Source organism: Fibrobacter sp. UWB13, assembly GCF_900177805.1.
GTDB lineage: Bacteria > Fibrobacterota > Fibrobacteria > Fibrobacterales > Fibrobacteraceae > Fibrobacter.
In genome coordinates, this window is record NZ_FXAX01000001.1 from 1,395,245 (window position 1) to 1,419,936 (window position 24,692).

The following is a 24,692-nucleotide window of genomic DNA, read 5'->3' on the forward strand; positions in this document are numbered from 1 at the left end:
CTCTAAAATAGCAAAAAATGTTGTCAAAACAAAAAGCCTCGGACATAAATCCGAGGCTTTATTTGTCAAAATTTCGAGTTAAAGGCTACTTGACACGAATTCGCGCAGCAGAAGAGCCAACTCGCACCATGTAAACACCAGCATTCGTCACAGGGATTTCAAAATTAGCAGCATCGACAACGCCCGAGCGAACAACTCTACCCTTCATATCGTGGACAGAATAACGTTCGCCCACCTTGGAACCGCTTACCTGAATACGGCGATTCATGGAAGAAAGCCTAAACGTTTTGACGCCCTTTACAGCAGCCAATGAGATTTCCGGTCCCTTATCGTCGATAACGAGGTTACCGTCAATAGAAAGAACAAAGCTCACATACTGGAAGTTTGGCGAAACATTGACAAAGTCAGCAACGTCAAGTCCCATGGGGTAAATGCTCATTTCTGTTCCAGATACTGTCGGTTCGCCCTTGTAAGCGACAAAGTCCTTAGAATACGTATATTCTGCAGACAGCGTACAATCAAGAGACGGAATAAGGGCGACATCAAACTTCTTGTCTACGGTAATTTCTTCACCCGTATACTTCATGACGACATCTTCACCGAAAATGGCAACCGTAATCTTATTCGGGTACGGCAAAATCGCGAAGTTGCCCTGTCTAATCTTTACCTTGTAATTTGCACTCGGTTCAGAAGCAAACGTTGCAGAAATACGGTACGTGGAATCTTCACCATCGACATCCTTAAGCACGTTTTCACCCGCTTCACGAGCAAGAGTCAGCACAGGCAATTCGTCACCTTCGATAAGGCCCGTAACTTCGTACAAGAACGAAGCCGGATCCGGATCACCATAAACCTTTTGGGCATCGGCAATCTTAACCGTCACAACCTTTTGTTGCACCGTAAGAGAATTCGTTTCATAGCTACTTACAACATAATTTCCATTTGTCGGGCTCTGGGCATCAAACGTAAGCGGATAATTACCAGCATCGAGGAGTCCGGTCTTATCAAGCGAAACATGGATGTTGTCCAGTTCGTCACCTTCCAAAAGGCTATCGGCAACCCACTTGAACTCCGTCGGCGTTGCATCACCATAAGTAATCGTATCTGCCAAAGCCGTAACCACCAAGGATCTCGGCTTCACAAGCAAGACACCATCCGTGATGTTGAACGTCACATTAGGATAGTTGACGGAAGTATTCTTGAAGTTCGAGGCAGAAAGACCCATCAAGTATTTGCCAGCATCGGTTCCAGAAACAACAGAATCACCGGTATACTTGACATACGAGAGGGAGTACACTTCGCTATTGGAGGTAATGTCAAAGCCCTGGACGATTCGTTCCTTGCCATTGTATTCCACCGTATCAGTATGTCCCTTAATCGTAACGACAATCTTATCTTCATTTGCGGTAATTCCAAACGAACCATCAATGGTGGTAACGATGTAATTGGGGTTAGATTCTTCATCCACCGTAGCCGTAATAGTATACAGACCAGCATCTTCACCCGGTTCACGAGACAGGGCTACATCCTTCAGAACATCTTCAACGCCATCAAAAGTAGCAAGTCCTTCAACTGTGTATTCCAGTTCCGGATCTTCTTCGCCAAACTTCTTAAAGACATCAGTTACAGTCAAAGTAACTTCTTTCTGTTTAATCGTCAAAGTAGAAGGCGTTACAGTCAACGTATAATTGGAATTGGAGCCTTCGGCAAACGAAACAGAGACCTTGTAAGTACCGACATTTTCACCTTCGGCACGAGTAATTATCGGGAGTTCAAGTTCTTCACCTTCGCTCACAAGACCGTCTACATCAAAAGTAAAATCCGGGTCCTTATCGCCATAAGTCTTTTCCGCTTTATTTACAGTTACCTTAGCAGCCTTCGGAGTAACCGTCAAAGTACCACCGGTGGTCGTCACCGCGTAGTTCGGGTTGGAAGCAGCCTTCACGCTTGCCGTGATGTCATATTCGCCAACATTTTCAAGCCCAGTCGAGGAGCACTTTGCACAAGACAGAGTCACACCCGAAAGGACATCCTCGCCGATAAGTCCAGTGACCTTATAAGTAAATTCAGGTGTTGCCTCGCCATAAACTTTAGAGACATCGTCTACAGTAAGCGAAACCGGGGCCTGAGAAATGGTAAATTTACCCGGAGAAGTAGAAACGATATAATCTTCCGTTTCCATTTTTTCTACAGAAACTTCAATATCATAGGAACCAACCTTTTCGCCATCAACTCGAGACGGCAAAATTTCACCAAGCTTGTCGTAATCGGCTTTTTTGATGTTACCTGTAATGACATATTCAAGCTTAGGATCTGTTTCGCCATAAACCTTGTTTGCATCCACGGCAGCGACAACAACCTTAGTCTTTGTAATGGTCAACTTTCCTGTTTTCACAATGATATTGTAATTGGGGAAAAGTTCAAGAAAATTGACTGACGGATCCTTGATAATATCAAAAGTGGATCCCACTTGTTCATCACCATCACTTAAAACCAACTTTATATTCTTTTTAAGATCCTTTTGAAATTGTACCAAAGTATCGGCTTGCAATTCATCTAAAGCACTATTTTCATCGATAGTCCAAGTAAATTCAGGATTTTCAGCTCCTAATTCCTTTTCAGTATCAACAACTAGTATGCGGACACCCTTTGGATAAATTCGAAAATTTTTTGTAACAACAACATCATTGGGTAAAGTTACAGTCACAGAGCCTGCATCAGTACCTGCATTGATGTTCTTACCATAAACAACACTAACCAAATCGGATTCAGCATATTCATCATCGCCACAAACGACTTTTGTGACGGACGGTTTTATCTGATTACCGGTAAAGGTCAAATCATCATCCGAAATCAAAACTGAGCATTCATCAGCAGCAACAGCATTCGAAAACGCCGCCGAAACGGCAAGAGCAAACATTGCAATCTTTTTAATCATAAACCACTCTCTTTTTTAAATTAATCAGACCCAATTATTCAAACCCAATGAAAAATATATTTTTTTGCTTACGATTTCAACTACGCAAGCCGTTAAAACGTTGTAAAATAGGGCATAAAAAGCAAGAACCGCCCCCGATTGGGAGCGGTCCGTAAGATTTTCAGTGGAACTGAAGAAAATTACTTCGTTAGAAGTTACTTCTCAGCGACCACCCAAACCTTGACCTGTGCTTCAACGTCGCTGAAGACCTTGACAGTCACGGTGTAGACACCGAGCTGCTTGATCGGTTCAGCAAGGTCGATCTGAGCACGGGAAACCTTGACACCAGCCTTGGTGATTGCTTCAGCGATGTCACCTGCGGTCACAGAACCGTAGAGACGTTCGCCTTCAACAACGCGGCGTTCGAGGTTGACAGAAACCTGAGCGAGCTTTGCAGCAACATCGCCGGCAGCAGCGAGTTCCTTCTGGAACTGAGCTTCAACAGCAGCGCGGTTGTTTTCGATTTCAAGCTTGGCTTCCTTAGTTGCGCGAACAGCGAGCTTACGCGGGAAGAGGTAGTTACGTGCGTAACCATCCTTAACCTTCACGACGTCGAGCATCTTGCCCAAGTGGGGGACGTTAGCCTTAAGAATAATTTCCATAGTCTAGTTCCTCCTATTAACGCATGCTGTCCGAAACGAACGGGAGAATAGCCATCTGACGGGCACGCTTGATAGCTTCGTTCAGCATACGCTGATACTTAGCGGAAGTGCCAGAAATGCGGCGCGGGATGATCTTGCCACGTTCAGAGATAAAGCGACGAAGAGTCTTTTCGTCCTTGTAGTCAATGAACTTGACGTTGTTCTCGGTGAACCAGCAAGTCTTCTTGCGGCGGATGCGAGTAGCCTGCTTCTTATCTTCAAAAGCCATTATTCAGCCTCCCCTTCTTCTGCGTCAACCGGAACAATTTCTTCGGTGGACTGTGTCTGAGTCTGATCGTAGACGATTTCGCTCATCGGATAATCAGCGAGGGTCATCCAACGGAGAACGTTTTCGTTCAGCTTGAGAGCGGCTTCCATAGCAGCGACCGTTGCAGCTTCTGCCTTGTAGTAGAAGATGACATAGTAGCCGTGCTGGCGCTTGTTGATAGTATATGCGAGCTTGCGCTTGCCCCAGTCGTCACGGCGGAGAATTTCGCCGTTGCCGCTGGTGATGTTTTTGCCGATGGTCTCGACTTCAGCCTTGATAGCGTCGTCAGAGATCATAGCGTCGATGATCACCATCGTTTCGTATTGTCTCATAATGAGTCCCTTTGGTCTATCGCCCGGAAACCGACATTGGCTCCGGGAGGGTTCCGAATAAATCGGTGCGCCTAATATAGAAAAAAGTGATTTGCGTTGTCAATCCGCAGGGGGCAGTCGAGGCTAAATTCCGAACTGAAGACCGATAAAACCGCCAACAGCCCACTCCCCTACACCGCGATTGAAGTATCGCTGGAAGATCATTTCGAAAGATACCCACGTCGAACGGAGGTTTTTCATTCCCCACGGCCAGATTTCTTGTACATTGAACGCGATTCCCGGACTGAACGTGACTAGCTGCGCCCACGAGAAGTTGAATTCGTAACTGGCACTACCCAAAATGCCCAAATAGCGGAACAGGGCGACACCCATGCCGACTTCGACACCTAGAGTAAAGCCATCCAGCGAGAACATCTTTTCGCAATTTTTCTCGGCTATCGCATTTTGAGAACTTTCACTATCACTAGACAGGCTGTCCGATTCTGCAACTTTACTTGAATCCACTCCTATTGAACGTTCCCTATAAACGCCATCCTTCAGTTCCTTGCGGAATTCCGAAAGGTCGGTCGTTTCGAGTCCAAGCACAGCGCCCGCATAAAAGTCAGCCCCCGAAAAGGTCTTGTGGATTTTGACATTCAAACGATAACGCTGATACATGAGCATCATTTCTTTGTCAAGAGTTCCACCAAAGAAGCGGACATCAAAACCGCCTGTAATGTTATCTCTATAATGATATTCCAGTTGCCCCTGCCAAATGCCAAGACAATCGCAATCCTTGGACGCATTGAAAAGCCCAGCACCGACGCCCACGGAAATGCCCTGACCTAGGAATGCAGCCTGGTGCGGAAGCGGGATGTTATAGCATTTTTTACTTTGTTTTGAAGCTGCAGTATCAGGCATGACAACGTAAACAGTATCGACAACTGTATCTCGCACCACGATGTAATCATTTGCGGAGTCAGCCACAGAAGATGCCGAAATCGCAGGGTTCGCAAAATTCGTAGAAACATCAGTTGAGTCGGATTGCGAAGCGGATTCTTGAGCTGCGGTTTCGAGATTTGCGGATTTTTTCGATGATTTGCGAGAGGCTGTTTTGCGAGACTTCGCCGATTTGGACGTTGTGGACTTTTTAGCGACCACCTCGGACTTTGCTTTTTTTGTCTTGGAGCTAGAACGAGTTGCACCGGAGCCTTTGGCTTCGGCATAGACGTTCAAAATCAGCAATAGGACTAAAAAAAGAATTCGCACGCTTGTAATTTAATAAAATCAATTGAAAAACGCAAAAGCTCCCGGAGGAAATTCCGAGAGCCTTGTAAAATGATTTTTCAGAAACCAAGCGGTCTCTTTGTGAGCCATAAGCGACCCGTATTAACGGGTCGTGTTGGCGAGAGCGAGGCGAAGACGGAGTCCCCGTCTAGCACAAGAGCCGAGCGGTCTTATTAATAAGTGCCGAGCAAATGGCGCACACGGTCCATCATGACCTTGGCCTTGGCGCGGGCGCGTTCCTTACCATAAGCGAGAATCTTTTCGATTTCGTCGGTATGGTCGAGCAAGTAGAAGTACTTTTCGCGAGCGGCACCGAGATGTTCTTCGAGAACGTTCTGAAGTTCCTGCTTGGCGTGGCCCCAGCCCATGCCACCTGCACGGTAGCGTGCTGCGAGAGCTTCGGTCTGTTCCGGCGTTGCAAAGAGTTTGTACAACTTAAACACATTGCAAGTATCCGGATCCTTCGGTTCTTCAATGCCCTGGGAGTTCGTCACAATCTTGCCAAGACGCTTTTTGAGAGCCTTCGGTTCGAGGAAGATGTCGATGTAGTTGTCGTAGGACTTGCTCATCTTGCGACCATCGAGGCCCGGGATAACACCGGTGGATTCCTGGAAAACCGGTTCCGGGACGGTGAACACTTCTTCGCCAAAGTGCTTGTTGAACTTGATGGCGATATCGCGAGCAAATTCGACGTGCTGCTTCTGGTCCTTGCCCACCGGCACGATGTCAGCGCTGAACATGAGGATGTCGGCATCCATGAGGCACGGGTAGCAGTAAAGGCCCATGTTCACGTTGGAGTCCACATCAACACCAGCAGCGGTGTTGGCTTCGACCTTAGCCTTGTAAGCGTGGGCGCGGTTCATGAAACCCTTCGGCGTGAAGCAGCTGAGAGCCCAGCTAAGTTCAAAGATTTCAGGAATATCGCTCTGCTTGTAGAACAGGGATTCTTCCGGGTTGAGACCGAGAGCGAGCCAGGTTGCTGCGACCTTGTAAATGTTCGCGCGCATTTCGGCGCCGTTCTGCACAGTCGTCAAAGCGTGATAGTCCGCAATGAAATAGACCGTGTCGTAAGTCTTCGTAAGTTCAAGAGCCGGGCGGATTGCGCCCACATAGTTGCCGAGATGGGGAGTGCCCGTCGGCTTGATACCGGTAAGTGAAATCTTTCTCATGGCGTGCAATTTAGGAAAATTTCACTGTGCGTTACAGCACACTTGCGCGGGGAAAGTGCTGTGTTGGGGTAAATTCGGGGGAAAAAGAGCGCGCTATCGATTTCTTTTATTACATTTCCTTGTCAAATGATTAAAGACGAGAAATACATATTGGTAGATAGTGAAGAATCGCTCGCAAACTTGCTTGCTGATTTGGAGCTTTATGACATGGCCGCTGTCGACACCGAGGCGGATTCCATGTACCATTACACGGCTCGTCTCTGTCTTATCCAGATTACCATTGGCGAACACCATTATATTGTGGATCCGCTTTGTGGGCTGGACCTTGCACCGCTGTTCAAGGCACGTGCAATGCAGACGCTGATTTTCCACGGTGCAGATTACGACCTCAGACTTTTATGGCAGACTTACGGCTTTTCGCCGAAGAGCATTTTCGATACGATGCTTGCCGCAAAGATTCTGGGCGAACAGCACCTCGGGCTTGCCGATTTGGTCAAGGAATATTTTGGCGACGAGCTCAAGAAAGAAAACCAGAGAGCCGACTGGACGATTCGACCACTTTCGCTGGACATGTGCGAATACGCCATCCACGATACGTTCTACCTTCACGAACTTTGTGCCATTTTAGCAGAAAAGCTGCAACAGGCCGGTCGCATGAACTGGCTCACGGAGCAGTGCAACACGCTTATCGAACACGCAAGGACTCCGAACGCCCCGAAAAAAGATCCGTGGCGCATTACTGGTTCCAGCATTTATAGCCCCTGCGCATTGAACATCCTCAAGCACTTGTGGGAATGGCGTGAAAAGCAGGCCGAAGAACTCGACCGTCCACCTTATAAGGTGATGCAGTCCGAACTGATGCTTGCGATTGTGAATGCCCAGAATTCACATTTTCCGGAAGTCAGCGAAACGTTCCTGCCAAAGCTCCCCCGCAATTTCAAGGGAGACCGTCTGGAATCGTTCCTGAACATGCTACGCACAGCTGTGGCAGTTCCGGAATGCGATTGGCCGATGCGCCTCCCGAAGGCTCCACCACCGCCAGTCATCCCGCATTCGGACTTGCTCAACGCGCTTAAAACGTGGCGTGACGAAAAGGCCGAAGAGCTGAAAATCGATGCAGCGCTCCTCGCAAACAAGTCTCAGCTGATTTGGCTTGCCGCTCCGGGAAACATTCCGTGGGAAAAACGCTACGAAGAAGCGCACTTGATGCACTGGCAGCAAGGCCTCTGGAACGAGATTTTGCGTGACAAGTTGCCAACGGCAAAGCGCATTGGCGACGAAGAATAGAGCCTCAAAATAAAGGTTTTTAAATGGCCGCGTCCATCGTTATTATAATCTTAGTGTTGCTGATTTTCGGCAGCAGCCCCATCGTCGAGATGATCTTGAAGATGCGTCGCATGAAAAAGGGCGATGACATCATCAAGGAACCGTGGCAGGAAATCCACGACATTCCGGGCTACCACGATGCAAGGAACATCGCTGCTTTTTACCCCATGAAGGGCGAGCCGAACATCATGCCGATTATCGAGGAACTCGCCACCGAAGGACGCCTTTTGCTCCCGAAGTGCGAAGGAGACGGCATCATGCACTTCTACAAGATTGCAAACCTCAAGAAGGACCTGGTCAAGGGGCACTATGGAATCATGGAGCCCCGCGAAGGCATCGAGAAGTTTGAAGGCGACATTCCTGTGTTTCTGGTCCCAGGCGTAAAGTTCAACTGGGACGGGAGCAGACAAGGACACGGCAAGGGATACTACGACAGGTTCCTCGCCAAATACCCGAACGCATTTAAGGCAGGGATTATGACTCCGGCGCAACTTTCCAAGGAACCGCTAGAGCAGAAAGAAACCGATGTGAAAATGCACACGGTCATCGCCTGCCGAGAAAAGTATTAACCGACTCAACATTGGCGATCCCGGAATAAATCCGGGATGACAACGCAAAAGAAAAGTCTTTAACAAATCACGGAGATTCACAAAATGAGTTTCAATAATGACGACAGCCGTCGCGGTTTTGGTAACGATCGCAAGCGTCACTTTGGACGCACAGCACGCCCCACATTCGATGAGGCGAAGTTCAACCGCGAACATCCGGACGAACCTGAACGCGCACCCGAACGTCGCGAATTTTCACAGGAACGCCGTGAAGGCATCGGAAGCCAGGCACACCTCCGTCGCGACCGCGACAACTTTGCAAACCGCCCGAGCCGCTTCGACAGCGACCGTCCGAGCTTTGGCGACCGCCCGAAGCGCTTTGAAGGCGAGCGCAATTTTGGCGAACGCCGCGAATTTGACAAGAGCCGTGCAAATCAGGAAAACTTCGTGCCTGCAGTCGGTGATGCCGATGCAGCCCCGCAGGTTGCCGTCGGTGGCATCAAGGAAGTTGAAGAACTCCTGAACAAGAACCCGCTCCAGGTCCACCGCGTACTCTTCATGCACAAGTCCGGCAACCCGAAGCTCTATGAACTCCAGAAGCTCGCCAAGCGCGCCCACGTGCACGTGCAGCAGGTCGATTCCAAAATTCTTGACAGCTACGCCCGCCCGAACCACGGCGTCGTCGCCCTCATGAACGAGAAGGAACTCCTGAACTGGATGGACGTCCGCGAAGAATTCTTCAAAGCACGTGACACGGGCGAAAAGAAGCTCATCGCCGTTGCCACAAACATCGAAGACCCGCGTAACCTCGGAGCTTGCATCCGTAGCTCGCTTGCATTGGGCGTCGATATTTTGCTCCTCCCCGCAAAGGGCATGTGCGGCATTACCCCGAGCGTCGCCCGCACTTCCGCAGGCGCACTTGAAAAGCTCCGCATCTGCCGTCCGGACAACCTTGAAGGCGCTATCGGCGAACTCAAGATGGCTGGCTATCAGATTCTCGGGCTCGATGCCGACACCGAAACAAACCTCGCCGGATTCGACTTTGCAGACCACGTGGTGCTCGCCGTCGGTGGCGAAGACGTAGGCCTGCCCCCGTTCATCAAGAAGCAATGCGACGCCGTACTCCGCATCCCGATGAAGCCCGAAGCTCATTCGTACAACGCATCTGTAGCCCTTTCGCTCGGCCTTTACGAATACGCTCGCTTGCGCATCAAAGCATAATTTGCACAAAACGCGCGAAATTAGCCGTTGTAAAGTTGTAAACACAAACAACGTGTAAACAGAAATAAACGCACCCTTTCAACGAGGGTGCATTTATTTTTAGAAGAGATGGATAAGGAGTGTGGATACATTATGCTAAAAAAAGCCCTATTATCGTGTTGCTTTGCGGCAGGGATGTCCCTTGCGCAAACGTACGACTTACCGATTGTTTTCGTTGACACCAAAGGCGAATGCCTTGACAAAAATGTCACTGAAAAGATTCCCGCGACCATGCGAGTACTCGACGGGAAAACAAATTCCGTTGCAGACAGTGCCAAAGGTACGCTTTATGACATTGGCATCAAGGTAAGAGGGCAATCATCCGCCTTGTTCCCGAAGCCAGGCTATGGCGTAGAAGTCCGTGACGAAAAAGGTGAAGGTCTTGACGTCAGCCTGTTCGGGCTCCCGCCTGCAGACGACTGGGTTTTCCATGGTCCTTATGTAGACAAGAGCATGATGCGAAACGCTCTCGCCCACTGGCTCTTTAGACAAGCAGGCCACTACAGCCCACGCACTAAGCATTTTGACTTGTACATCAACGGCGTTTACCGCGGCGTGTACGTGCTTATTGAAAAAATCAAACGCGGCAAGTATCGCGTGAACGTAAGCAAGCTCAAAGAAACCGACATCGCAGGCGATAGCCTCACCGGCGGCTACATTTGGGCTTTTGACAAAACGGGCACCAACACCGGTGGCGCAGGCAGTGGCCCCATTGAAAAGGAAGGCTTTAACACTTCTGACGGTTTAAACGTCATTTTGCACTACCCCAAAAAGGAAAACATCCAAAAGCAACAGGAAGATTACCTAAAAAAATACCTAAACGATCTTGAAGGCTTGTTCAAGAACGGCAAGAACGGTCAAGGCTATGAAAACTACGTGGATATGACATCGGCTCTGGACTATGTCTTGCACGAAGAAGTGACGAACAACGCGGACTCCTACTGGTGCAGTTTCTTCTTGCACAAGCCAAAGGACAAAACCGACAAGAACGGAGTCAAGACGGAAGGCAAGGTAACACTTGGCCCGGCTTGGGACTTTAACCTCGCCATGAGTAATGGCAGCCAGCCCGAAAATGGCGGAGGCAATAACGGCGGTGGCATGTGGGGCGGCGGCTTCGGTGGCGGCTTCGGTGGTGGCGGAAACGGCTTCGGAAGTTCCGGCACAAGCGGCTGGCAAATCGAAAACAGCCAAAAGTCAGGCAATGGCGGCATGTGGGGCATGGGTAGCTCCCTCAAGGCCCCAAACTGGCTCCTTGGCATGTGGAAGGACAGTCACTACCAAAGTGAATTGAAGAAACGCTGGGCAGAACTCCGCAGTGGCGTTTGGCACACCAAGACTTTGGATCTCTACCTCGATTCCATGAAGACGTACCTCAAGAACGCAGCTGACAGAAACTTCAAGCGCTGGCCGAACTTGGGCAAATCAAGCGGTCAGAACGATGCGGACCCGCAGCCAATGAAATACTGCAATAGCAGCAGTGGCGGTGGCTTTGGCATGCCTATGGGTGGCTACAACGCAACCACGTGGGATGGAGAATTTGAACATCTCCGCAAGAAGATGAAAGAAAGAATGCAGTGGATGGACGAACAGCTTGGTTTCAAGGAACCGGCAACACCCATTGCGATGGCTCCTGTGGATCCGTCAATCCATGAACCCGATTGGCAAAATGACGACAAGAAGAAAGACTCGATTCCGCTGAACATCAACTACGACGATCTCAGCAGGCTCTCGCCGACAAACTTCTTCGTGGTCATTGGTAACTACCTCGAAATCCACACGGATATGGGAGGCAAGTTTGCTCTAGTCGATTTGAACGGTGCTGTTTTGTACAAGACCCAGATCAAGGCGGGAACGACGAATATCGAAATCCCAGCCAGGGCAAGGGACAGGCACTGGATAGCAACGCTTAACGGCAAGATGCTTTCTAAATAAACTTCTTAATGAATTCCTCACTTAATAGAAATGCCGGCTCACGGGAGTCGGCATTTTCCTTTTTAAAGGCGATGCCCGCGCAGTAGCGGGCAATACAATACAATTACGTGTTCCAAAGCCAAGTGCTGAGGTAGCGTTCACCAGTATCCGGAAGCACTGCGACAATGCGCTTGCCCTTGAATTCTGGGCGCTTCGCGACCGTAAGCGCACATTCGAGAGCTGCACCCGACGAAATCCCAACGAAAATTCCTTCTTCGGCAGCGGCAGCGCGTGCGGCGTTCCCAGCCTTTTCGGTACTCGTGAGGTAGACTTCGTCAATGACCTTCGGGTCGTAATTCTTTGGAACAAAGTTTGCGCCAATACCCTGAATCTTGTGCGGACCAGCAACACCCTTAGAAATCATCGGAGAATCGTCCGGTTCAATCGCAATTACATAAATGTTCGGGTTCTTTTCCTTGAGGAACTTCGCCGTGCCAGAAACGGTTCCGCCCGTGCCTGCGGTCGCGATAAACACATCCACCTTGCCTTCCGTATCGCGCCAGATTTCCGGACCGGTCGTGCGGTAATGCGCTTCGGGATTCGCCGGATTGTCGAACTGCTGCGGGATGAAACTTCCCGGGTTGGCAGCGGCAATTTCATTTGCCTTCGCAATGCAACCCGCCATGCCCTTAGCACCTTCGGTCAGCACGACTTCGGCACCGAGCGACTTGAGGAGCATACGGCGTTCCATGCTCATGGAATCCGGCATCGTGAGCACCACCTTGTAGCCCTTGACTGCACCCACATAAGCAAGACCAACGCCTGTGTTACCGCTCGTCGGTTCGATGATAAGCGCACCCGGCTTGAGCTTGCCTTCTTGTTCGGCACGATTAATCATGTTCAGCGCCACGCGGTCTTTTGCGCTACCGAGCGGATTAAACATTTCGAGTTTCACATAGACTTCGGCATCGCCCTTGTTGAGCTTATTGATGCGCACCAGCGGCGTATTGCCAATCGTTTCGAGAATGTTGTTATAAATTGCCATAAAAAAAGTTCTCCGTACTGTACGGAGAACAATCTAGAATTATTTATAGAAAAATTGCAAGTTATCAGTCTACAACGGGCTGCACAAAAGTTGCATACGCATTTCTGAACAAGTTTTTCTGTTGACTCAAAATTCCGTCAAACGTTATGCCCGAAAAATTCTTGACAGCACACGCTACAGCAACATCAGCCATAAATGCCGGACCATATTCATAGAAAGAACCACTGGTAGCTTCACATTCCATTCTAAAAGTGTCTATAAGCAGACTTGCATAAGAACCAAGCGTAGCTCGCACCAAATAAAGTATAGAGGATTCAGAAACTTGAAGAGTCGTTACAGAAATAGAGCCCTGACCACCATAATATACATCTAGCGGAAAAAGACTCATAGAGCTTTTTACACCGTTTTCTTCGCGATATACATTTATCTCACTGCGTTCCGTACCCTCACCACGGACATAGTATTCTTCCTGTTCGGTTGTAAAAGGATATTCCGCAACATAACTTAAAAAGATCGTCATGCCATCAATAGCATCAGTCTTAGTCTTTTGAGGATAAGCTCTTGCAAGGCTATCCAAAATTGAACGTTCCGCATCAGACACATTCAAAGCATCAACATTTGGCTTGATGACAAAAGAACGATTAGAATTCGTATCTACACCAATGGCGGAATAAGACGGTAATTCCTGACGCGGATCCACGGGCTTCACCTCCAATTCATTGCACTTTTTCCCTGTTTCTTCCAAGCATTTAATATTGGGATCAACGAAACTACTCGTCGGCTTATCCCCCGTACTAGAGCTAGACATATCGCGGGATGTCGAAGATGGAGTTGTAAAGTGACCTGTCGTTGAGCTAGCGCCTTTGGAAATAGCGTTGCACACTTCACCCGAGAACTTCGAGAAATCCTTAAATAGTTCGTTGAAATCAATGGTGGTTTTCGCAGGCTTTGTTGTGCAAGTTCCAGGAACAGTCTCTGTACACACAGTCATAGCAACAGCTCTATCATCAACGCAATAGGCAATCACATTACCATGTTCATCACAGGATTCTTTGTTATTACTACCATTGAAAACAAGCGCCCTGGATTGGCACGATGCGACAAATTCTGCAAGCACGCTATCACAAGAACTTCCAAAGTTTTTTACCTCTATGGAATTTTCAACAAGTCCATCATTCACCTTGAGTTTTGCCTCAAAAGATTTTCCATCAGCCGTGCAACCCGCTTCAGCGCCGTTTTCTTCGCCATAGACAGAAATATCGGCATTGTCAACATTCAATACCTCTGTTGCCTTGGTCGAGAAAGCAATCCGAACAGGCACATTCATCGAAGCGCTACTGTTATTCGCAACTGACGAACTACTATTTTCTGCAACGGCATTATCCTCAATCGCAGCACCGCTGACATTGCTATCGGTACAGCCCATTAAAGCGAGAACACTCGCCACTATGGTGAATTTAATTACGTTATTCATGAGACTCCTCCTCGACCTTTTTTGTTAAAGGAAACAACTGAAGATTCAGTCGATAAACTTGGTTGATGTTTTCATATTCGGCAGCGATATTTGCCACCTTGCGAACAAATGCGTCCAGTTCCTGCGAAATGCGGGCGTAGGCTTCTTCGCAAAGCCCAAGCGTTGCCCCCGTGAAATGACGTTCTTCAATCGGGAACTTGTCGATAGCCGTTCTCGCAAGCGATGCCATTTCTTTGTGCATGCCGCGAACCGCAATGGGAAGCGATTCTTTTGTGCCGATGACAGTCTTTTCCGTCTGCACATAAGTATGTTCCGCCTCGCGCTTGAGAAACCCCGTCTGCACCAGGAACGCAAGCGAGTCACGCACCTGTTCTGCCGAAATCACTTGATGGCAAGCTTTCGCCATTTCGAGCGGGCGCTTTCCAGGCATCATCGGAGCGAGTTCGCGAATCGTCGGATTTTTCCACGATTCATAAAATTCAAATGATTCCGCATCGACAACGCGCACTTGATGCTCGCGAGCAATCTTCTGCATTTCAAGAAGCGCCTCTTTTTTCACGGAGTCCTTCGTTGCATTGCCGAACTTGACCATTTGCGTGAAGTAAGCAAACTCGTGCCCCGCAAGCCCCATCGCATGTGCGACCTGTTCCATCTTGACGAAACTCAAGCTGCTCTTGCCTTCGCAAACAAGCTTTAGGTAAACCGGCGACTTGAACCCCGCCAGCTTGGAAAACTCACGCCACGAAAATGCGCTCGTCCTTTTACGCTCTTCGTAAAAGTCCTGCATGTACAGGCGGTAATCCTTATATTCTGTTATCGGTTTCATAAGTAGTCATTAGTTATTGGTCAATGGTCATTGGTTAGAACAACCGTTCTTACATGTATAAATTTAAATTTTTAGCGAACTGCACGCAACATTCAAAATGATACAAAATCAAATAAAATTGCAAATTTTTAATGATTTTTATAAATATTTTTCAATTTTAAAATCTAAAAGATACACAATGTATCATTAATAAAAAAAGTCACTGGATCCTTCGACTCCGTTACACTCCGCTCAGGATGACAAGAATGAGCAGATCCAATAACCCAATTACTCCAACTTATTACAAAAATGTGTCACAAAAGTTTCCTCACAGCAACAAAATGAGTGTATATTAAAGTAAACCTATCAATTTAAGGGAGTTTTTATGGCAAATAAATACGCTGGTACCCAGACCGAAAAGAACCTTGAAGCAGCATTCGCAGGCGAATCCCAGGCTCGCAACAAGTACACTTACTTTGCAAGCCGCGCCAAAAAAGACGGTTTTGAACAGATCGCTGCATTGTTCCAGAAAACCGCTGACAACGAAAAGGAACACGCCAAGCTTTGGTTCAAGGAACTCGAAGGCATCGGCGACACCGCCCAGAACCTGAAGGCAGCCGCCGAAGGCGAAAACTACGAATGGACCGACATGTACGAAGGTTTCGCGAAGACCGCTGAAGAAGAAGGATTTACCGCGCTCGCCAAGAAGTTCCGCATGGTCGCCGCCATCGAAAAGATGCACGAAGAACGCTACCGCGCCCTCCTCAAGAACGTGGAAACCGCCAAGGTCTTCGAAAAGAGCGAAGTCAAGGTTTGGGAATGCCGCAACTGCGGACATATCGTGGTCGGTACAAAGGCCCCGGAAGTCTGCCCCGTTTGCGCTCACCCGCAAGCCTACTTCGAAGTCCACGAAGAAAATTACTAAGAGCCGAATGCATCAACAAGATGCGCGAACTCAAAAAAGCAAAATTGGCACCGGAGAAATCCGGTGCTTTTTTAGTATCGCCCCAAACAAGTCAAGGCGGCTAAAACCAAAATTCCCCACTTTCAGAGTATTCCTTAATCTTATCCACGTTATCAATGACCTTCTGTTCCACAACCATCCCCGCCTCAATCTTGATATGAAGCTCCTTTTCATAGATGGATGAGAAACCCATGTGAATATAGTGAACCATTTCCCCTTGCGGAACAACAATGGTCCCAGTAACCCATGTAGCATGAACAGGCTCATCTTTTAGCAGCTTGTATTTTCCTTCAAGCTTAATCAAGTAGAACTTACCATCCTTGATTTCCCATGTACCAACATACTTTCGCCAGCAAGCGGAAGTGAAGAGATACATTCCAAATTCTTGCCCCTTCGCGGCCTCGTAAGCCTCTTCCTCAGACAATTCAGCGACAAGAGCTGGATCATTTGGAATCGGCGGGCAAGCATGCATGCATTCCCTTTTGGCATTGAGAATGAGCTGTTCTGGAATTTGCGCTGTCATATTTATACCTCGGACTTAGTTTTTTCATCCATATTGCAAATATACAATCACAGAACGTCATATTATGACAGTTCAAAAATTTTAATTTTTTCAGTCTATTTTTTACCGTTCTATTTGCAACTGGATAATTTTACCGTTCCGGAGTCTTTGCATATTTACATCAGAGCTTGAGTGTTGGCGACCTACTAGCGAGCCGTTAACGCGATAAATTTCAATAGGCTTTGAGACTGAACGGCGATTTTCTCTCCTCAAATTTTTACCCAAGCCAACTTCGCCCCCGTTATCGAGAGTCACCGCAATAGAATCGGTCGAAACCGTAAAATTGTCAAATCGGATAAAATTATCGTGTGTCGGAGCCCATTCAGCACTACTCCCGCCATGGAACGTGGAAAGATAGAACTTGTCCACATGCAAAGTATCGTAATCGCGGAGCCTGAGCGTATCGACATCAAGCACGAGCTCGCCATCAAGCCACGCCTGCACACGACCGTTCTTGTTGCCCGCGCCAGGAGTCTTGACCGTATTCATCGAGACTTTATTGACTATGCGATGCCATTTGCCAATCGTGAATTGCGCTTGCGGATTTTTACCGCCGAGATCCCACTTGAAATCATCGCCGTATTCAGAATGTTGCCCCATGAAGTAAATCAGCTGAACAGCGTTCCCGCCCTTGCGCCACATAATTCGCGCACTCCAGCCATCCCCCGTTTCGGGCATCGCGTTCCCCGTGTAGCACTTGCCGCCACATAGCCCCGGAAGCTTGCCTCCCAACTGGAATTCAAAACCTTCCTCGAAGAAAATATCGTACGCACTCCACATCGTATCGGCAGTTTTTACAAGCGGCTGTATGATTTGCGCCGCACATGCGGGAGTATCATTGTCATTCGGACCAACGCAACCCTTGGGGTACTTAAGCTGCAGCACATTGCCGTGCGCCACGCCGTCATAGACAATCTTGGAATTTTCGCCGTTGTTCTTGTCCATCGCATACCACCAGCTTTTATCCGTGGTGTTGCGCTTGAAATCTTCCTTAGCCTCCGCATTGCCATAAACACCAACTTCGCGATTTTCGAAGTTGACAAACGAGACCGTATCGGACACGGCTTGAGCAAAAGCGGCAGAAGCGCAAAATAAGAAGAACGCGTACTTATTCATATTCCTAAGAATGAATTTAGGATTTTTTCGTCATTTTGCCACCGGCGATAAGCACTAAAAAGGCGGCACCGCCTACACCCACAATTTTCTTGATATCGCTCCAAAATTCGCGACGTTTTTCGCTACAAGATTCGCAAAATTTTTCAGAATCCGCAGCTTTATCGCAGCCGCATTTTTTGCATTTGTTCCACAATTTCTGAAGCATAGCCAAATTCCTTAATCGTTGGAGGTTAACGTGAAGTCTTTTTAAAATACCATTTTTTGTTAGGAATGGGAGTAGTGGGGATCACAATTTTTGGGGAAAGGATTGCCACCTATAGTTGACAAAATGAACGATTTTGCAAACGGTTGATTGCAAAATTTGCAAAGTTTCACTTTTTCGAAATTCGCCATTGTAGATTAGAGCCTCTAAACTTATCAGGAGGTTAATCTATGACTCAAAAATTCTCTCATGACTCTTATGTACGCTCAGTGCTAAAAGATCCCGCTCGAACAGCAGAGCTTCTTCGCCTTGCGTCTCGAAAAAACAGTAATCTCGCACAATTTCTTGCGACAGTAAATCTCGACACACTACAAGAGATTTCTGAAGCATTCAGTGACACTGCAACTCATGGCGATGGTGACCTAGCTTTTACCGTGAAACTCGAAAGCGACGAACCCAAGCAAGCCGAACTTCTCGTCGGCATTATTGAAGAACACAAGAGTTATCCAGAAACGGGAATTATCCAGCAATTAGTCAAATACTGGTTCCAGATTATGTTTCGCAACCAAAAGAATATTCCAACCGTCGCTATCGTCTTGTACAATGGTAAAGATCCATTCCGCATAGAAAAAGAGGTAATGTACCCAAATTATCCTGAATACTATCACAAGATTGGATTGCCGTTCTTATTAGAAGTCGTCGATGTGAGTGAAATTTTCGAAGATTTTGAAATTTCGATGATTTCGCCTAAAATTGCACTTGCGCTTGTTGCCTTGAAGTACGTTTTCAACGGAGAAAAACTAAAGAAATATCTGAAACCGGCTATGGCGGGACTTAAGTCTCTCCCCCGCGAAGAGGCAGAAGACTTTCTTACCCAAACTTTTATATATTTAAGACACTGGTTTAAAGGCGAAGCCAAGGAGCAGTTCAAAATGGATTTCAAGAAATGCAGCGAAGTTTATGGATACAAGTCCATTGCCGAAGTCGAAGAAGAAGAAATGGCGGAAAAGATTGCTCAACGTGATCGTGACTGGATTGAAGCAATGACTGCTCTTGGCGATTCTGATGAAAAAATTGCAGCCGTTTCCAACTATATAAAGAAAATTCGTGAAGCACAATAATTAAATCTGAACGAAAACAAGGCGCAATTAGAATGTTTCTAGCTCTGCGCTATACAAGCCATTTTAAAAATCCACGGTGTTAGAGCCGTGGATTTTTGCAACTTATTTTGCCTATTCCATTCCATAAAATTCAAATCATTTTGTCAAAAAGTCGAATAATTTGACAAATCAGAGATGGGATAACGCAATAAAAAAGCGCTAATTTTACGAGAAAAACAGCAATAATTCATTATTATTTGACAAATAGTTAAAACGGCTGTATTCGGAAATAAATGATTCAGCCCCTGTCATTTCCAAACCATTTTTTAAGGAAATACGGAAAATGTTTAGATATTCCAAATTTCGTTGAAAAGTTTTAAAAAACGACTACAAATTTGAATATTTGTAGTCGTTTTGTACAGACAAATTGCGTTAGGGATAGTGACCACGGTGTGGCGGAGACTTGCACAAGCAAGGCTCCGTTCTAGGAGGTGAGCGGCGAGCGTAGCGAAGGCGGTTGCCCCTAGAATATAGCCCGACCTTGCCCATGGGCAAGGGAACGCCCAACACAAGTCTTGCACAAGGAGATTCCCCATCAAGTGGGGAATGACAAGGAAGAAGTGCTCAAGAACAATGCAGAACAGGCGCGTTATGCGCTCCGCATGCCCCTCGACGAAAAAAATTTAGGATTAACCTACTTTTTCGGTTTTCCCATAGGCAACTTGCCATCAAAACCGATACCAATATAAAAGCGATTCATCACCCCAACTCCATCCCGGTTTTTCATATGATCGGTATAGGAGGGGACCACTTCGATTTGCCACTGAACTTTTGGTATAATGTCAAACATGTCCCCAATCGGGAACCTCTTAAAAAATTGGACTCCGGCAGAAAAATACACAAAGGTATTTTTCATTTCCTCTTCTTTATCAAGGTTGTCGTTCTTATACTTTATTGTCTCTTCGGCTAAGGATAAACCACCAAAAACATCGAGACCGTACGATTCCAAGTCCATCAAGGCGTAGCCTCCCATAAGGCCAAATCCACCCCACACCCAATTATCTCCAAAGAGAGCGTTTATATGTATCATAATCAGCGCTGAATAGATTTGGAGCCTCGCCTGAGCCATGCACGAGAAGCTTTCATCGACAGAACTCATTGTCGAATTGAAAAGGCTTCGACCAATCATGTATGTCATGCCAAAATGAAAATTCAAACGTTTGCGGTCGCTTTGTAGCATTTTGTCAACAGATGATTCATTAATCAAAGTATTCACAAGTGTATTATACTTGCCTTCGGGAAATGACTTTAAAAACACATCGCGCATCACAATCAGCCATGAGTATCCAAAATCGTAGTCGCTATCGTGTTCAAACGGATTATCTTGACGAATCCACAGATATAGCCATGAAGGAAGTGCGTCTGCAGCTAAATTAGAGACTACCCCAATAGGTGTTGGATTTTTGAATGCAGCGGAAACAACAGAAGAGCTTATATCAGCGAGTTCTGAAAGCAATTGAATTAATTTATCAGAATCATTCTTGGGTTTCGTTTCCTTATTTTTTTCAAAGGCATATCCCGAATTGTATTTGGCTAGGGCATATTCAAAGAACAAGTTCAAGACAGCAACATCTTCATCTTCTAAGTTCATTGAATTGAAATCAATATTCTTTACAAGACGTCCGTTGTAAGTAAGAAATGATGATGCTTCAACTTGACGTTTTTTAAGGCGGTCTCCCAAGCAATCACCAGAATCGACTTGCAATTCTTCGTTTTGAATAACTTCAAGGATCGAATGCACGGCGCTATCGTTTTGCGGATAAATTTTGACAAAGCCATCTAGCAGTCGTTCGTCCATATCGCAAACGTTCATCGCTTGCGAAGAACGGATTCCAAGGAGGACAAAAAGCAGTGCAAAACAAACGCAATTCAATTTCATTTTGATACAAACCACTCTACAGCGATAATATACAAATTTGTTTTGCAGCGTTTTTTTGAGTTGCGTTAGGGATAGTGACCACGGTGAGCCAAAAGCGACTCGTATAAACGAGTCGTGTTGGCGAGAGTGAGGCGTAAGCCGAACGGTCGTTCTGTGGCGGAGACTTGCACAAGCAAGGCTCCGTTCTAGGAGGTGAGCGGCGAGCGTAGCGAAGGCGGTTGCCCCTAGAATATAGCCCGACCTTGCCCAAGGCAAGGGAACGCCCAAAAACAAGCATTCGCTCGCAACGCATTTTTACAGAATCACTAGATCCTTCGACTTCACTTCGTTTCGCTCAGGATGACACGTCGCTTTTCACCCATATTTTTCGCACCCGTCCGAACATTTTACACCCCATTTTCTACATTATACTCAGTAACATTCTCTACCGGGATCGCCATCCCGATGGATTAACTCTCAACAAATGAGGAACAAACAAAAAATGGCAAGAGCATTGATTATCGGTTGTGGCGCCGTTGCCACAGTTGCTATCAAGAAGTGCTGCACCTGCAGCGAAGTTTTTAGCGAAATCTGTATCGCAAGCCGTCATCGCGAAAATTGCGAAAAGCTGGCCCAGGAACTCCGCCCGAACACAAAGACTGTCATCACGACAGCCGCAGTAGATGCCGACAAGGCCGAGAACGTCTCTGCTCTCATCAAGCAATACAAGCCGGACCTGGTGATGAACATTGCACTCCCGTACCAGGACCTCGCCATCATGGATGCATGCCTTGAATGTGGCGTGAACTACATGGACACGGCTAACTACGAGCCGGAAAATATCGACGATCCGGAATGGCGCAAGGTTTACGACAAGCGCTGCAAGGAAAAGGGCTTTAGCGCCTACTTCGATTACAGCTGGCAGTGGGCTTACAAAGAAAAGTTTGAAAAGGCTGGTCTCACGGCTTTGCTCGGTTCCGGCTTTGACCCGGGTGTTTCTCAGGCATACTGCGCCTACGCCTTGAAGCACCAGTTCGACACGATCGAAGAGATCGACATTCTCGACTGCAATGGCGGCGATCACGGTTACAAGTTCGCAACGAACTTCAACCCGGAAATCAACCTCCGCGAAGTGTCAGCTCCGGGCAGCTACTGGGACACGGACGAGAACGGCAAGGGCCACTGGGTTGAAATCCCGGCCATGAGCATCAAGCGTGAATACAACTTCGCACAGGTCGGCAAGAAGGACATGTACCTCCTCCACCACGAAGAAATTGAATCCTTGGCCCAGAACATTCCGGGCATCAAGCGCATCCGCTTCTTCATGACGTTTGGCCAGAGCTACCTCGACCACATGCGTTGCCTCGAAGACGTGGGCATGCTCAGCACGCAGCCGATCAAGTTCCAGGGTCAGGACATTGTTCCGATCCAGTTCCTCAAGGCTCTCCTCCCGGACCCGGCAAGCCTCGGTCCTCGCACGGTGGGCAAGACGAACATCGGTTGCATTTTCAAGGGTACTAAGGATGGCAAGCCGAAAACTTACTATCTGTACAACGTTTGCGACCACCAGGAATGCTACAAGGAACTCGGCAGCCAGGCTATCGCCTACACCACAGGCGTTCCGGCAATGTGCGGTGCCATGATGGTGCTCACGGGCAAGTGGAACAAGCCGGGTGTGCATACGGTCGAAGAGTTCGATCCGGATCCGTTCATGGAAGCCCTCACCAAGTACGGTCTCCCGTGGAACGAAGACTTTAATCCTGTATTAGTCGACTAAAAAAGTCGGTCATTAGTAGTTAGTCATTGGTTATTAGTTGTTATAAAAGCGACAAAGTCGCCTAGTATAAACTACAGACTAATGACTATTGACTAATAACTAAACTTGACACCTGATTCTTGAGACTAAACAATGAAAAAATGGCGCATTGACGATTCCCGAGATCTTTACAACGTAAAGGGCTGGGGCGTAAGTTACTTTGACATTAACGACAAGGGTCACGCGACGGTTTCGCCGATCAAGAATGGCGGTCCGAGCATTGACCTTTACGAGCTCGTGCAGGAACTTTCCTTGCGCGATGTTTCGACTCCTGTGTTGTTGCGCTTCCCGGATATTCTGGACAGCCGCATCGAAAAGATTCACGAGTGCTTCACGAAGGCGACGACTGAATATGGCTACAAGGGTGGCCATTACAGCATCTTCCCGATCAAGGTGAACCAGCAGCGCGCGGTCTTGGAAGAAGTGGTGAGTCACGGTTCCAAATTCAACATCGGGCTAGAAGCAGGTTCCAAGCCGGAACTCCATGCGGTTCTTGCGAACATGCAGAACCCGGACGCTTTGATCATCTGCAACGGCTACAAGGACGAAGACTTTATCGAACTTGCTCTCCTCGCACAGAAAATGGGCAAGAAGATTTTCATTGTTGTCGAGAAGATGAACGAGCTTCACTTGGTTGTAGACTTGTCTCGTCGCATCGGTGTGCGCCCGAACATCGGCATCCGCATCAAGCTTGCAAGCTCTGGCAGCGGCAAGTGGGAAGAATCCGGCGGATACCACAGCAAGTTCGGTCTCAATAGCTCTGAACTTTTGGAAGCTCTCGACTACATCAAGGAAGAGAAGATGGAAGACTGCATGAAGCTCATCCACTTCCACTTGGGTAGCCAAATTACGAACATTCGCCATATCAAGAATGGACTCCGCGAAGTGTCGCAGTTCTACGTCCAAATTAGAAAGATGGGCATGGGCCTTGAATTCGTGGACGTGGGCGGCGGCCTCGGCGTGGATTACGACGGTACACGCAGTTCTAACGCGAGCTCCGTGAACTATTCCATCCAGGAATACGCAAACGACGTCGTGTACGCGATGTTCGAAGCTTGCGAAAACGGCGACGTTCCTCACCCGAACATCATTGCGGAATCAGGCCGTGCTCTTTCAGCTCACCATTCCATCCTGGTGTTCAACGTGCTTGAAACGGCAGGGCAGGCGTTCTTTGACGAAAGTATTCATGAAATCAGCGATGATGCGCCGGAAGCACTGAAGGACTTGTACGGCATTTACAAGAGCCTTTCTCCGAAGAACTTGCTCGAAAGCTGGCACGATGCCATGCAGATTAACGACGACACCTTGAGCGGTTTCAAGATGGGCGACGTGGATTTGCAGACGCGCGCTATGAGCGAACGCTTGTTCTGGAGCATCGCCCGCAAGGTGGACCAGCTCGCTCGCGACTTGCGCCATCCGCCTTATGAATTGAGCGAACTTCCGCGCTTGCTTGCCGAAAAGTACTTCTGCAACTTCAGCCTTTTCCAGAGCCTCCCGGACAGCTGGGGCGTGGATCAGGTGTTCCCGATTATGCCGATCCAGCGTTTGGACGAAGAGCCGACGATTGAGACGACGATTCAGGACGTGACTTGCGATAGCGATGGCAAGATCGACATGTTCGTTCGCGGTGGCGAAGTGGCTCGCACCATTCCGCTCCACCCGATCAAGAAGGACGAGCCGTACTTTATCGCAGTTTACCTCGTCGGTGCATACCAGGAAATTCTCGGTGACCTCCACAACCTCTTTGGCGATACAAACGCTGTGCACATTGTCTGCAACGACAACGGCGGCTATGATATCGACAAGGTGATTGACGGCGAATCCGTGGAAGACGTGCTCGACTACGTGAACTTCAGCGACAAGGCTCTTGTCCGCAACATGGAAAACTGGGTCACGCGCTCTGTGAAGGAAGGAAAGATTACGCTTCAGGAAGGCAAGGAATTCTTGAACATCTATCGTTCCGGACTTTACGGGTACACGTATCTGGAGTAG

At 47.8% G+C, this 24,692-nt stretch carries 21 protein-coding genes; 8 read left to right on the top strand and 13 right to left on the bottom strand.

From position 1 onward, the window contains the following. Positions 1-85: 85 nt before the first annotated feature. The 6 genes from B9Y77_RS05840 to B9Y77_RS05865 all read right to left on the bottom strand — a co-directional run bounded on the left by B9Y77_RS05840 (position 86) and on the right by B9Y77_RS05865 (position 6,653). Positions 86-2,938, bottom strand: coding sequence for an MBG domain-containing protein (locus B9Y77_RS05840; protein WP_085490813.1), 2,853 nt, complete (start codon positions 2,936-2,938; stop codon positions 86-88). A 194-nt stretch (positions 2,939-3,132) separates the two neighbouring features. Beyond that, positions 3,133-3,579: a 50S ribosomal protein L9 gene (gene rplI / locus B9Y77_RS05845; protein ID WP_012820326.1), complete on the bottom strand. Its 447-nt coding sequence runs from the start codon at positions 3,577-3,579 to the stop codon at positions 3,133-3,135. A 16-nt stretch (positions 3,580-3,595) separates the two neighbouring features. Further along, positions 3,596-3,847 carry a 30S ribosomal protein S18 gene (gene rpsR, locus B9Y77_RS05850; protein WP_012820327.1) on the bottom strand — a complete coding sequence of 84 codons (252 nt, stop codon included), beginning with the start codon at positions 3,845-3,847 and terminating at the stop codon, positions 3,596-3,598. After that, a complete protein-coding gene (gene rpsF, locus B9Y77_RS05855; RefSeq protein WP_073423210.1) occupies positions 3,847-4,218 on the bottom strand; it encodes a 30S ribosomal protein S6 in 372 nt (123 codons plus the stop codon). The genes rpsR and rpsF overlap by 1 nt, the downstream gene beginning before the upstream one ends. Positions 4,219-4,341: 123 nt before the next feature. Further along, positions 4,342-5,466 carry a hypothetical protein gene (locus B9Y77_RS05860; RefSeq protein WP_085490814.1) on the bottom strand — a complete coding sequence of 375 codons (1,125 nt, stop codon included), beginning with the start codon at positions 5,464-5,466 and terminating at the stop codon, positions 4,342-4,344. Between the two features lie 191 nt (positions 5,467-5,657). Further along, the gene (locus B9Y77_RS05865) at positions 5,658-6,653 is read right to left on the bottom strand and encodes a tryptophan--tRNA ligase (protein ID WP_085490815.1); all 996 of its coding nucleotides are present in this window, start codon (positions 6,651-6,653) and stop codon (positions 5,658-5,660) included. Positions 6,654-6,779: 126 nt separating this feature from the next. Between B9Y77_RS05865 and B9Y77_RS05870 the strand changes: the two genes are divergently transcribed. From B9Y77_RS05870 to B9Y77_RS05885, 4 genes are all read left to right on the top strand, one after another. Then, complete coding sequence (locus B9Y77_RS05870) at positions 6,780-7,940, top strand: ribonuclease D (protein WP_085490816.1); 1,161 nt, start codon at positions 6,780-6,782, stop codon at positions 7,938-7,940. Positions 7,941-7,993: 53 nt separating this feature from the next. Beyond that, positions 7,994-8,548, top strand: a complete 555-nt coding sequence (locus tag B9Y77_RS05875) for a 5-formyltetrahydrofolate cyclo-ligase (RefSeq protein ID WP_254899934.1) — start codon at positions 7,994-7,996, stop codon at positions 8,546-8,548. An 84-nt stretch (positions 8,549-8,632) separates the two neighbouring features. After that, complete coding sequence (locus B9Y77_RS05880) at positions 8,633-9,748, top strand: TrmH family RNA methyltransferase (RefSeq protein WP_085490818.1); 1,116 nt, start codon at positions 8,633-8,635, stop codon at positions 9,746-9,748. Between the two features lie 174 nt (positions 9,749-9,922). Then, entirely contained in the window at positions 9,923-11,719 is a 1,797-nt protein-coding gene (locus tag B9Y77_RS05885) for a CotH kinase family protein (RefSeq protein WP_085490819.1), read from the top strand. A 103-nt stretch (positions 11,720-11,822) separates the two neighbouring features. Here B9Y77_RS05885 and cysK read toward each other — a convergent pair whose 3' ends face one another. The 3 genes from cysK to B9Y77_RS05900 form a co-directional block, all read right to left on the bottom strand. Then, a complete protein-coding gene (cysK, locus tag B9Y77_RS05890; RefSeq protein ID WP_085490820.1) occupies positions 11,823-12,743 on the bottom strand; it encodes a cysteine synthase A in 921 nt (306 codons plus the stop codon). Positions 12,744-12,807: 64 nt separating this feature from the next. Further along, positions 12,808-14,217: a hypothetical protein gene (locus B9Y77_RS16185; RefSeq protein ID WP_254899935.1), complete on the bottom strand. Its 1,410-nt coding sequence runs from the start codon at positions 14,215-14,217 to the stop codon at positions 12,808-12,810. Continuing rightward, entirely contained in the window at positions 14,210-15,043 is an 834-nt protein-coding gene (locus B9Y77_RS05900; protein ID WP_085490821.1) for a TIGR02147 family protein, read from the bottom strand. Before B9Y77_RS05900 ends, B9Y77_RS16185 begins: the two co-directional genes overlap by 8 nt. 364 nt (positions 15,044-15,407) lie before the next feature. Between B9Y77_RS05900 and rbr the strand changes: the two genes are divergently transcribed. Next, entirely contained in the window at positions 15,408-15,947 is a 540-nt protein-coding gene (gene rbr, locus B9Y77_RS05905; RefSeq protein WP_085490822.1) for a rubrerythrin, read from the top strand. Positions 15,948-16,047: 100 nt separating this feature from the next. Here rbr and B9Y77_RS05910 read toward each other — a convergent pair whose 3' ends face one another. The 3 genes from B9Y77_RS05910 to B9Y77_RS05920 all read right to left on the bottom strand — a co-directional run bounded on the left by B9Y77_RS05910 (position 16,048) and on the right by B9Y77_RS05920 (position 17,869). After that, complete coding sequence (locus B9Y77_RS05910) at positions 16,048-16,458, bottom strand: hypothetical protein (RefSeq protein ID WP_139829266.1); 411 nt, start codon at positions 16,456-16,458, stop codon at positions 16,048-16,050. Positions 16,459-16,611: 153 nt separating this feature from the next. After that, positions 16,612-17,664, bottom strand: a complete 1,053-nt coding sequence (locus B9Y77_RS05915; RefSeq protein WP_085490824.1) for a polysaccharide lyase — start codon at positions 17,662-17,664, stop codon at positions 16,612-16,614. 16 nt (positions 17,665-17,680) lie between these two features. After that, on the bottom strand, positions 17,681-17,869 hold the full coding sequence (locus B9Y77_RS05920) for a hypothetical protein (protein ID WP_073423223.1): 189 nt from the start codon (positions 17,867-17,869) through the stop codon (positions 17,681-17,683). A gap of 227 nt (positions 17,870-18,096) precedes the next feature. On the opposite strand from B9Y77_RS05920, the gene B9Y77_RS05925 reads away from it, so the two are divergent. Further along, the gene (locus B9Y77_RS05925; protein ID WP_085490825.1) at positions 18,097-18,987 is read left to right on the top strand and encodes an Rpn family recombination-promoting nuclease/putative transposase; all 891 of its coding nucleotides are present in this window, start codon (positions 18,097-18,099) and stop codon (positions 18,985-18,987) included. A gap of 673 nt (positions 18,988-19,660) precedes the next feature. On the opposite strand, the gene B9Y77_RS05930 is transcribed toward B9Y77_RS05925, so the two are convergent. Then, the gene (locus B9Y77_RS05930) at positions 19,661-20,824 is read right to left on the bottom strand and encodes a hypothetical protein (RefSeq protein ID WP_139829267.1); all 1,164 of its coding nucleotides are present in this window, start codon (positions 20,822-20,824) and stop codon (positions 19,661-19,663) included. Between the two features lie 562 nt (positions 20,825-21,386). Between B9Y77_RS05930 and B9Y77_RS05935 the strand changes: the two genes are divergently transcribed. Both B9Y77_RS05935 and speA read left to right on the top strand, forming a co-directional pair. Further along, positions 21,387-22,661, top strand: a complete 1,275-nt coding sequence (locus tag B9Y77_RS05935) for a saccharopine dehydrogenase family protein (RefSeq protein WP_074208888.1) — start codon at positions 21,387-21,389, stop codon at positions 22,659-22,661. 132 nt (positions 22,662-22,793) lie between these two features. After that, positions 22,794-24,692, top strand: coding sequence for a biosynthetic arginine decarboxylase (speA, locus tag B9Y77_RS05940; protein ID WP_085490827.1), 1,899 nt, complete (start codon positions 22,794-22,796; stop codon positions 24,690-24,692).

Coding starts and splice junctions, on each gene's coding strand:
- B9Y77_RS05870 (WP_085490816.1), top strand. CDS start 6,780: ATGATTAAAGACGAGAAATACATATTGGTAGATAGTGAAGAATCGCTC.
- B9Y77_RS16185 (WP_254899935.1), bottom strand. CDS start 14,217: ATGAATAACGTAATTAAATTCACCATAGTGGCGAGTGTTCTCGCTTTA.
- cysK (WP_085490820.1), bottom strand. CDS start 12,743: ATGGCAATTTATAACAACATTCTCGAAACGATTGGCAATACGCCGCTG.
- B9Y77_RS05865 (WP_085490815.1), bottom strand. CDS start 6,653: ATGAGAAAGATTTCACTTACCGGTATCAAGCCGACGGGCACTCCCCAT.
- B9Y77_RS05925 (WP_085490825.1), top strand. CDS start 18,097: ATGACTCAAAAATTCTCTCATGACTCTTATGTACGCTCAGTGCTAAAA.
- rplI (WP_012820326.1), bottom strand. CDS start 3,579: ATGGAAATTATTCTTAAGGCTAACGTCCCCCACTTGGGCAAGATGCTC.
- B9Y77_RS05910 (WP_139829266.1), bottom strand. CDS start 16,458: ATGCATGCTTGCCCGCCGATTCCAAATGATCCAGCTCTTGTCGCTGAA.
- B9Y77_RS05880 (WP_085490818.1), top strand. CDS start 8,633: ATGAGTTTCAATAATGACGACAGCCGTCGCGGTTTTGGTAACGATCGC.
- B9Y77_RS05915 (WP_085490824.1), bottom strand. CDS start 17,664: ATGAATAAGTACGCGTTCTTCTTATTTTGCGCTTCTGCCGCTTTTGCT.
- B9Y77_RS05935 (WP_074208888.1), top strand. CDS start 21,387: ATGGCAAGAGCATTGATTATCGGTTGTGGCGCCGTTGCCACAGTTGCT.
- speA (WP_085490827.1), top strand. CDS start 22,794: ATGAAAAAATGGCGCATTGACGATTCCCGAGATCTTTACAACGTAAAG.
- B9Y77_RS05840 (WP_085490813.1), bottom strand. CDS start 2,938: ATGATTAAAAAGATTGCAATGTTTGCTCTTGCCGTTTCGGCGGCGTTT.
- B9Y77_RS05900 (WP_085490821.1), bottom strand. CDS start 15,043: ATGAAACCGATAACAGAATATAAGGATTACCGCCTGTACATGCAGGAC.
- rpsF (WP_073423210.1), bottom strand. CDS start 4,218: ATGAGACAATACGAAACGATGGTGATCATCGACGCTATGATCTCTGAC.
- B9Y77_RS05920 (WP_073423223.1), bottom strand. CDS start 17,869: ATGCTTCAGAAATTGTGGAACAAATGCAAAAAATGCGGCTGCGATAAA.
- B9Y77_RS05930 (WP_139829267.1), bottom strand. CDS start 20,824: ATGGACGAACGACTGCTAGATGGCTTTGTCAAAATTTATCCGCAAAAC.
- rpsR (WP_012820327.1), bottom strand. CDS start 3,847: ATGGCTTTTGAAGATAAGAAGCAGGCTACTCGCATCCGCCGCAAGAAG.
- rbr (WP_085490822.1), top strand. CDS start 15,408: ATGGCAAATAAATACGCTGGTACCCAGACCGAAAAGAACCTTGAAGCA.
- B9Y77_RS05885 (WP_085490819.1), top strand. CDS start 9,923: ATGTCCCTTGCGCAAACGTACGACTTACCGATTGTTTTCGTTGACACC.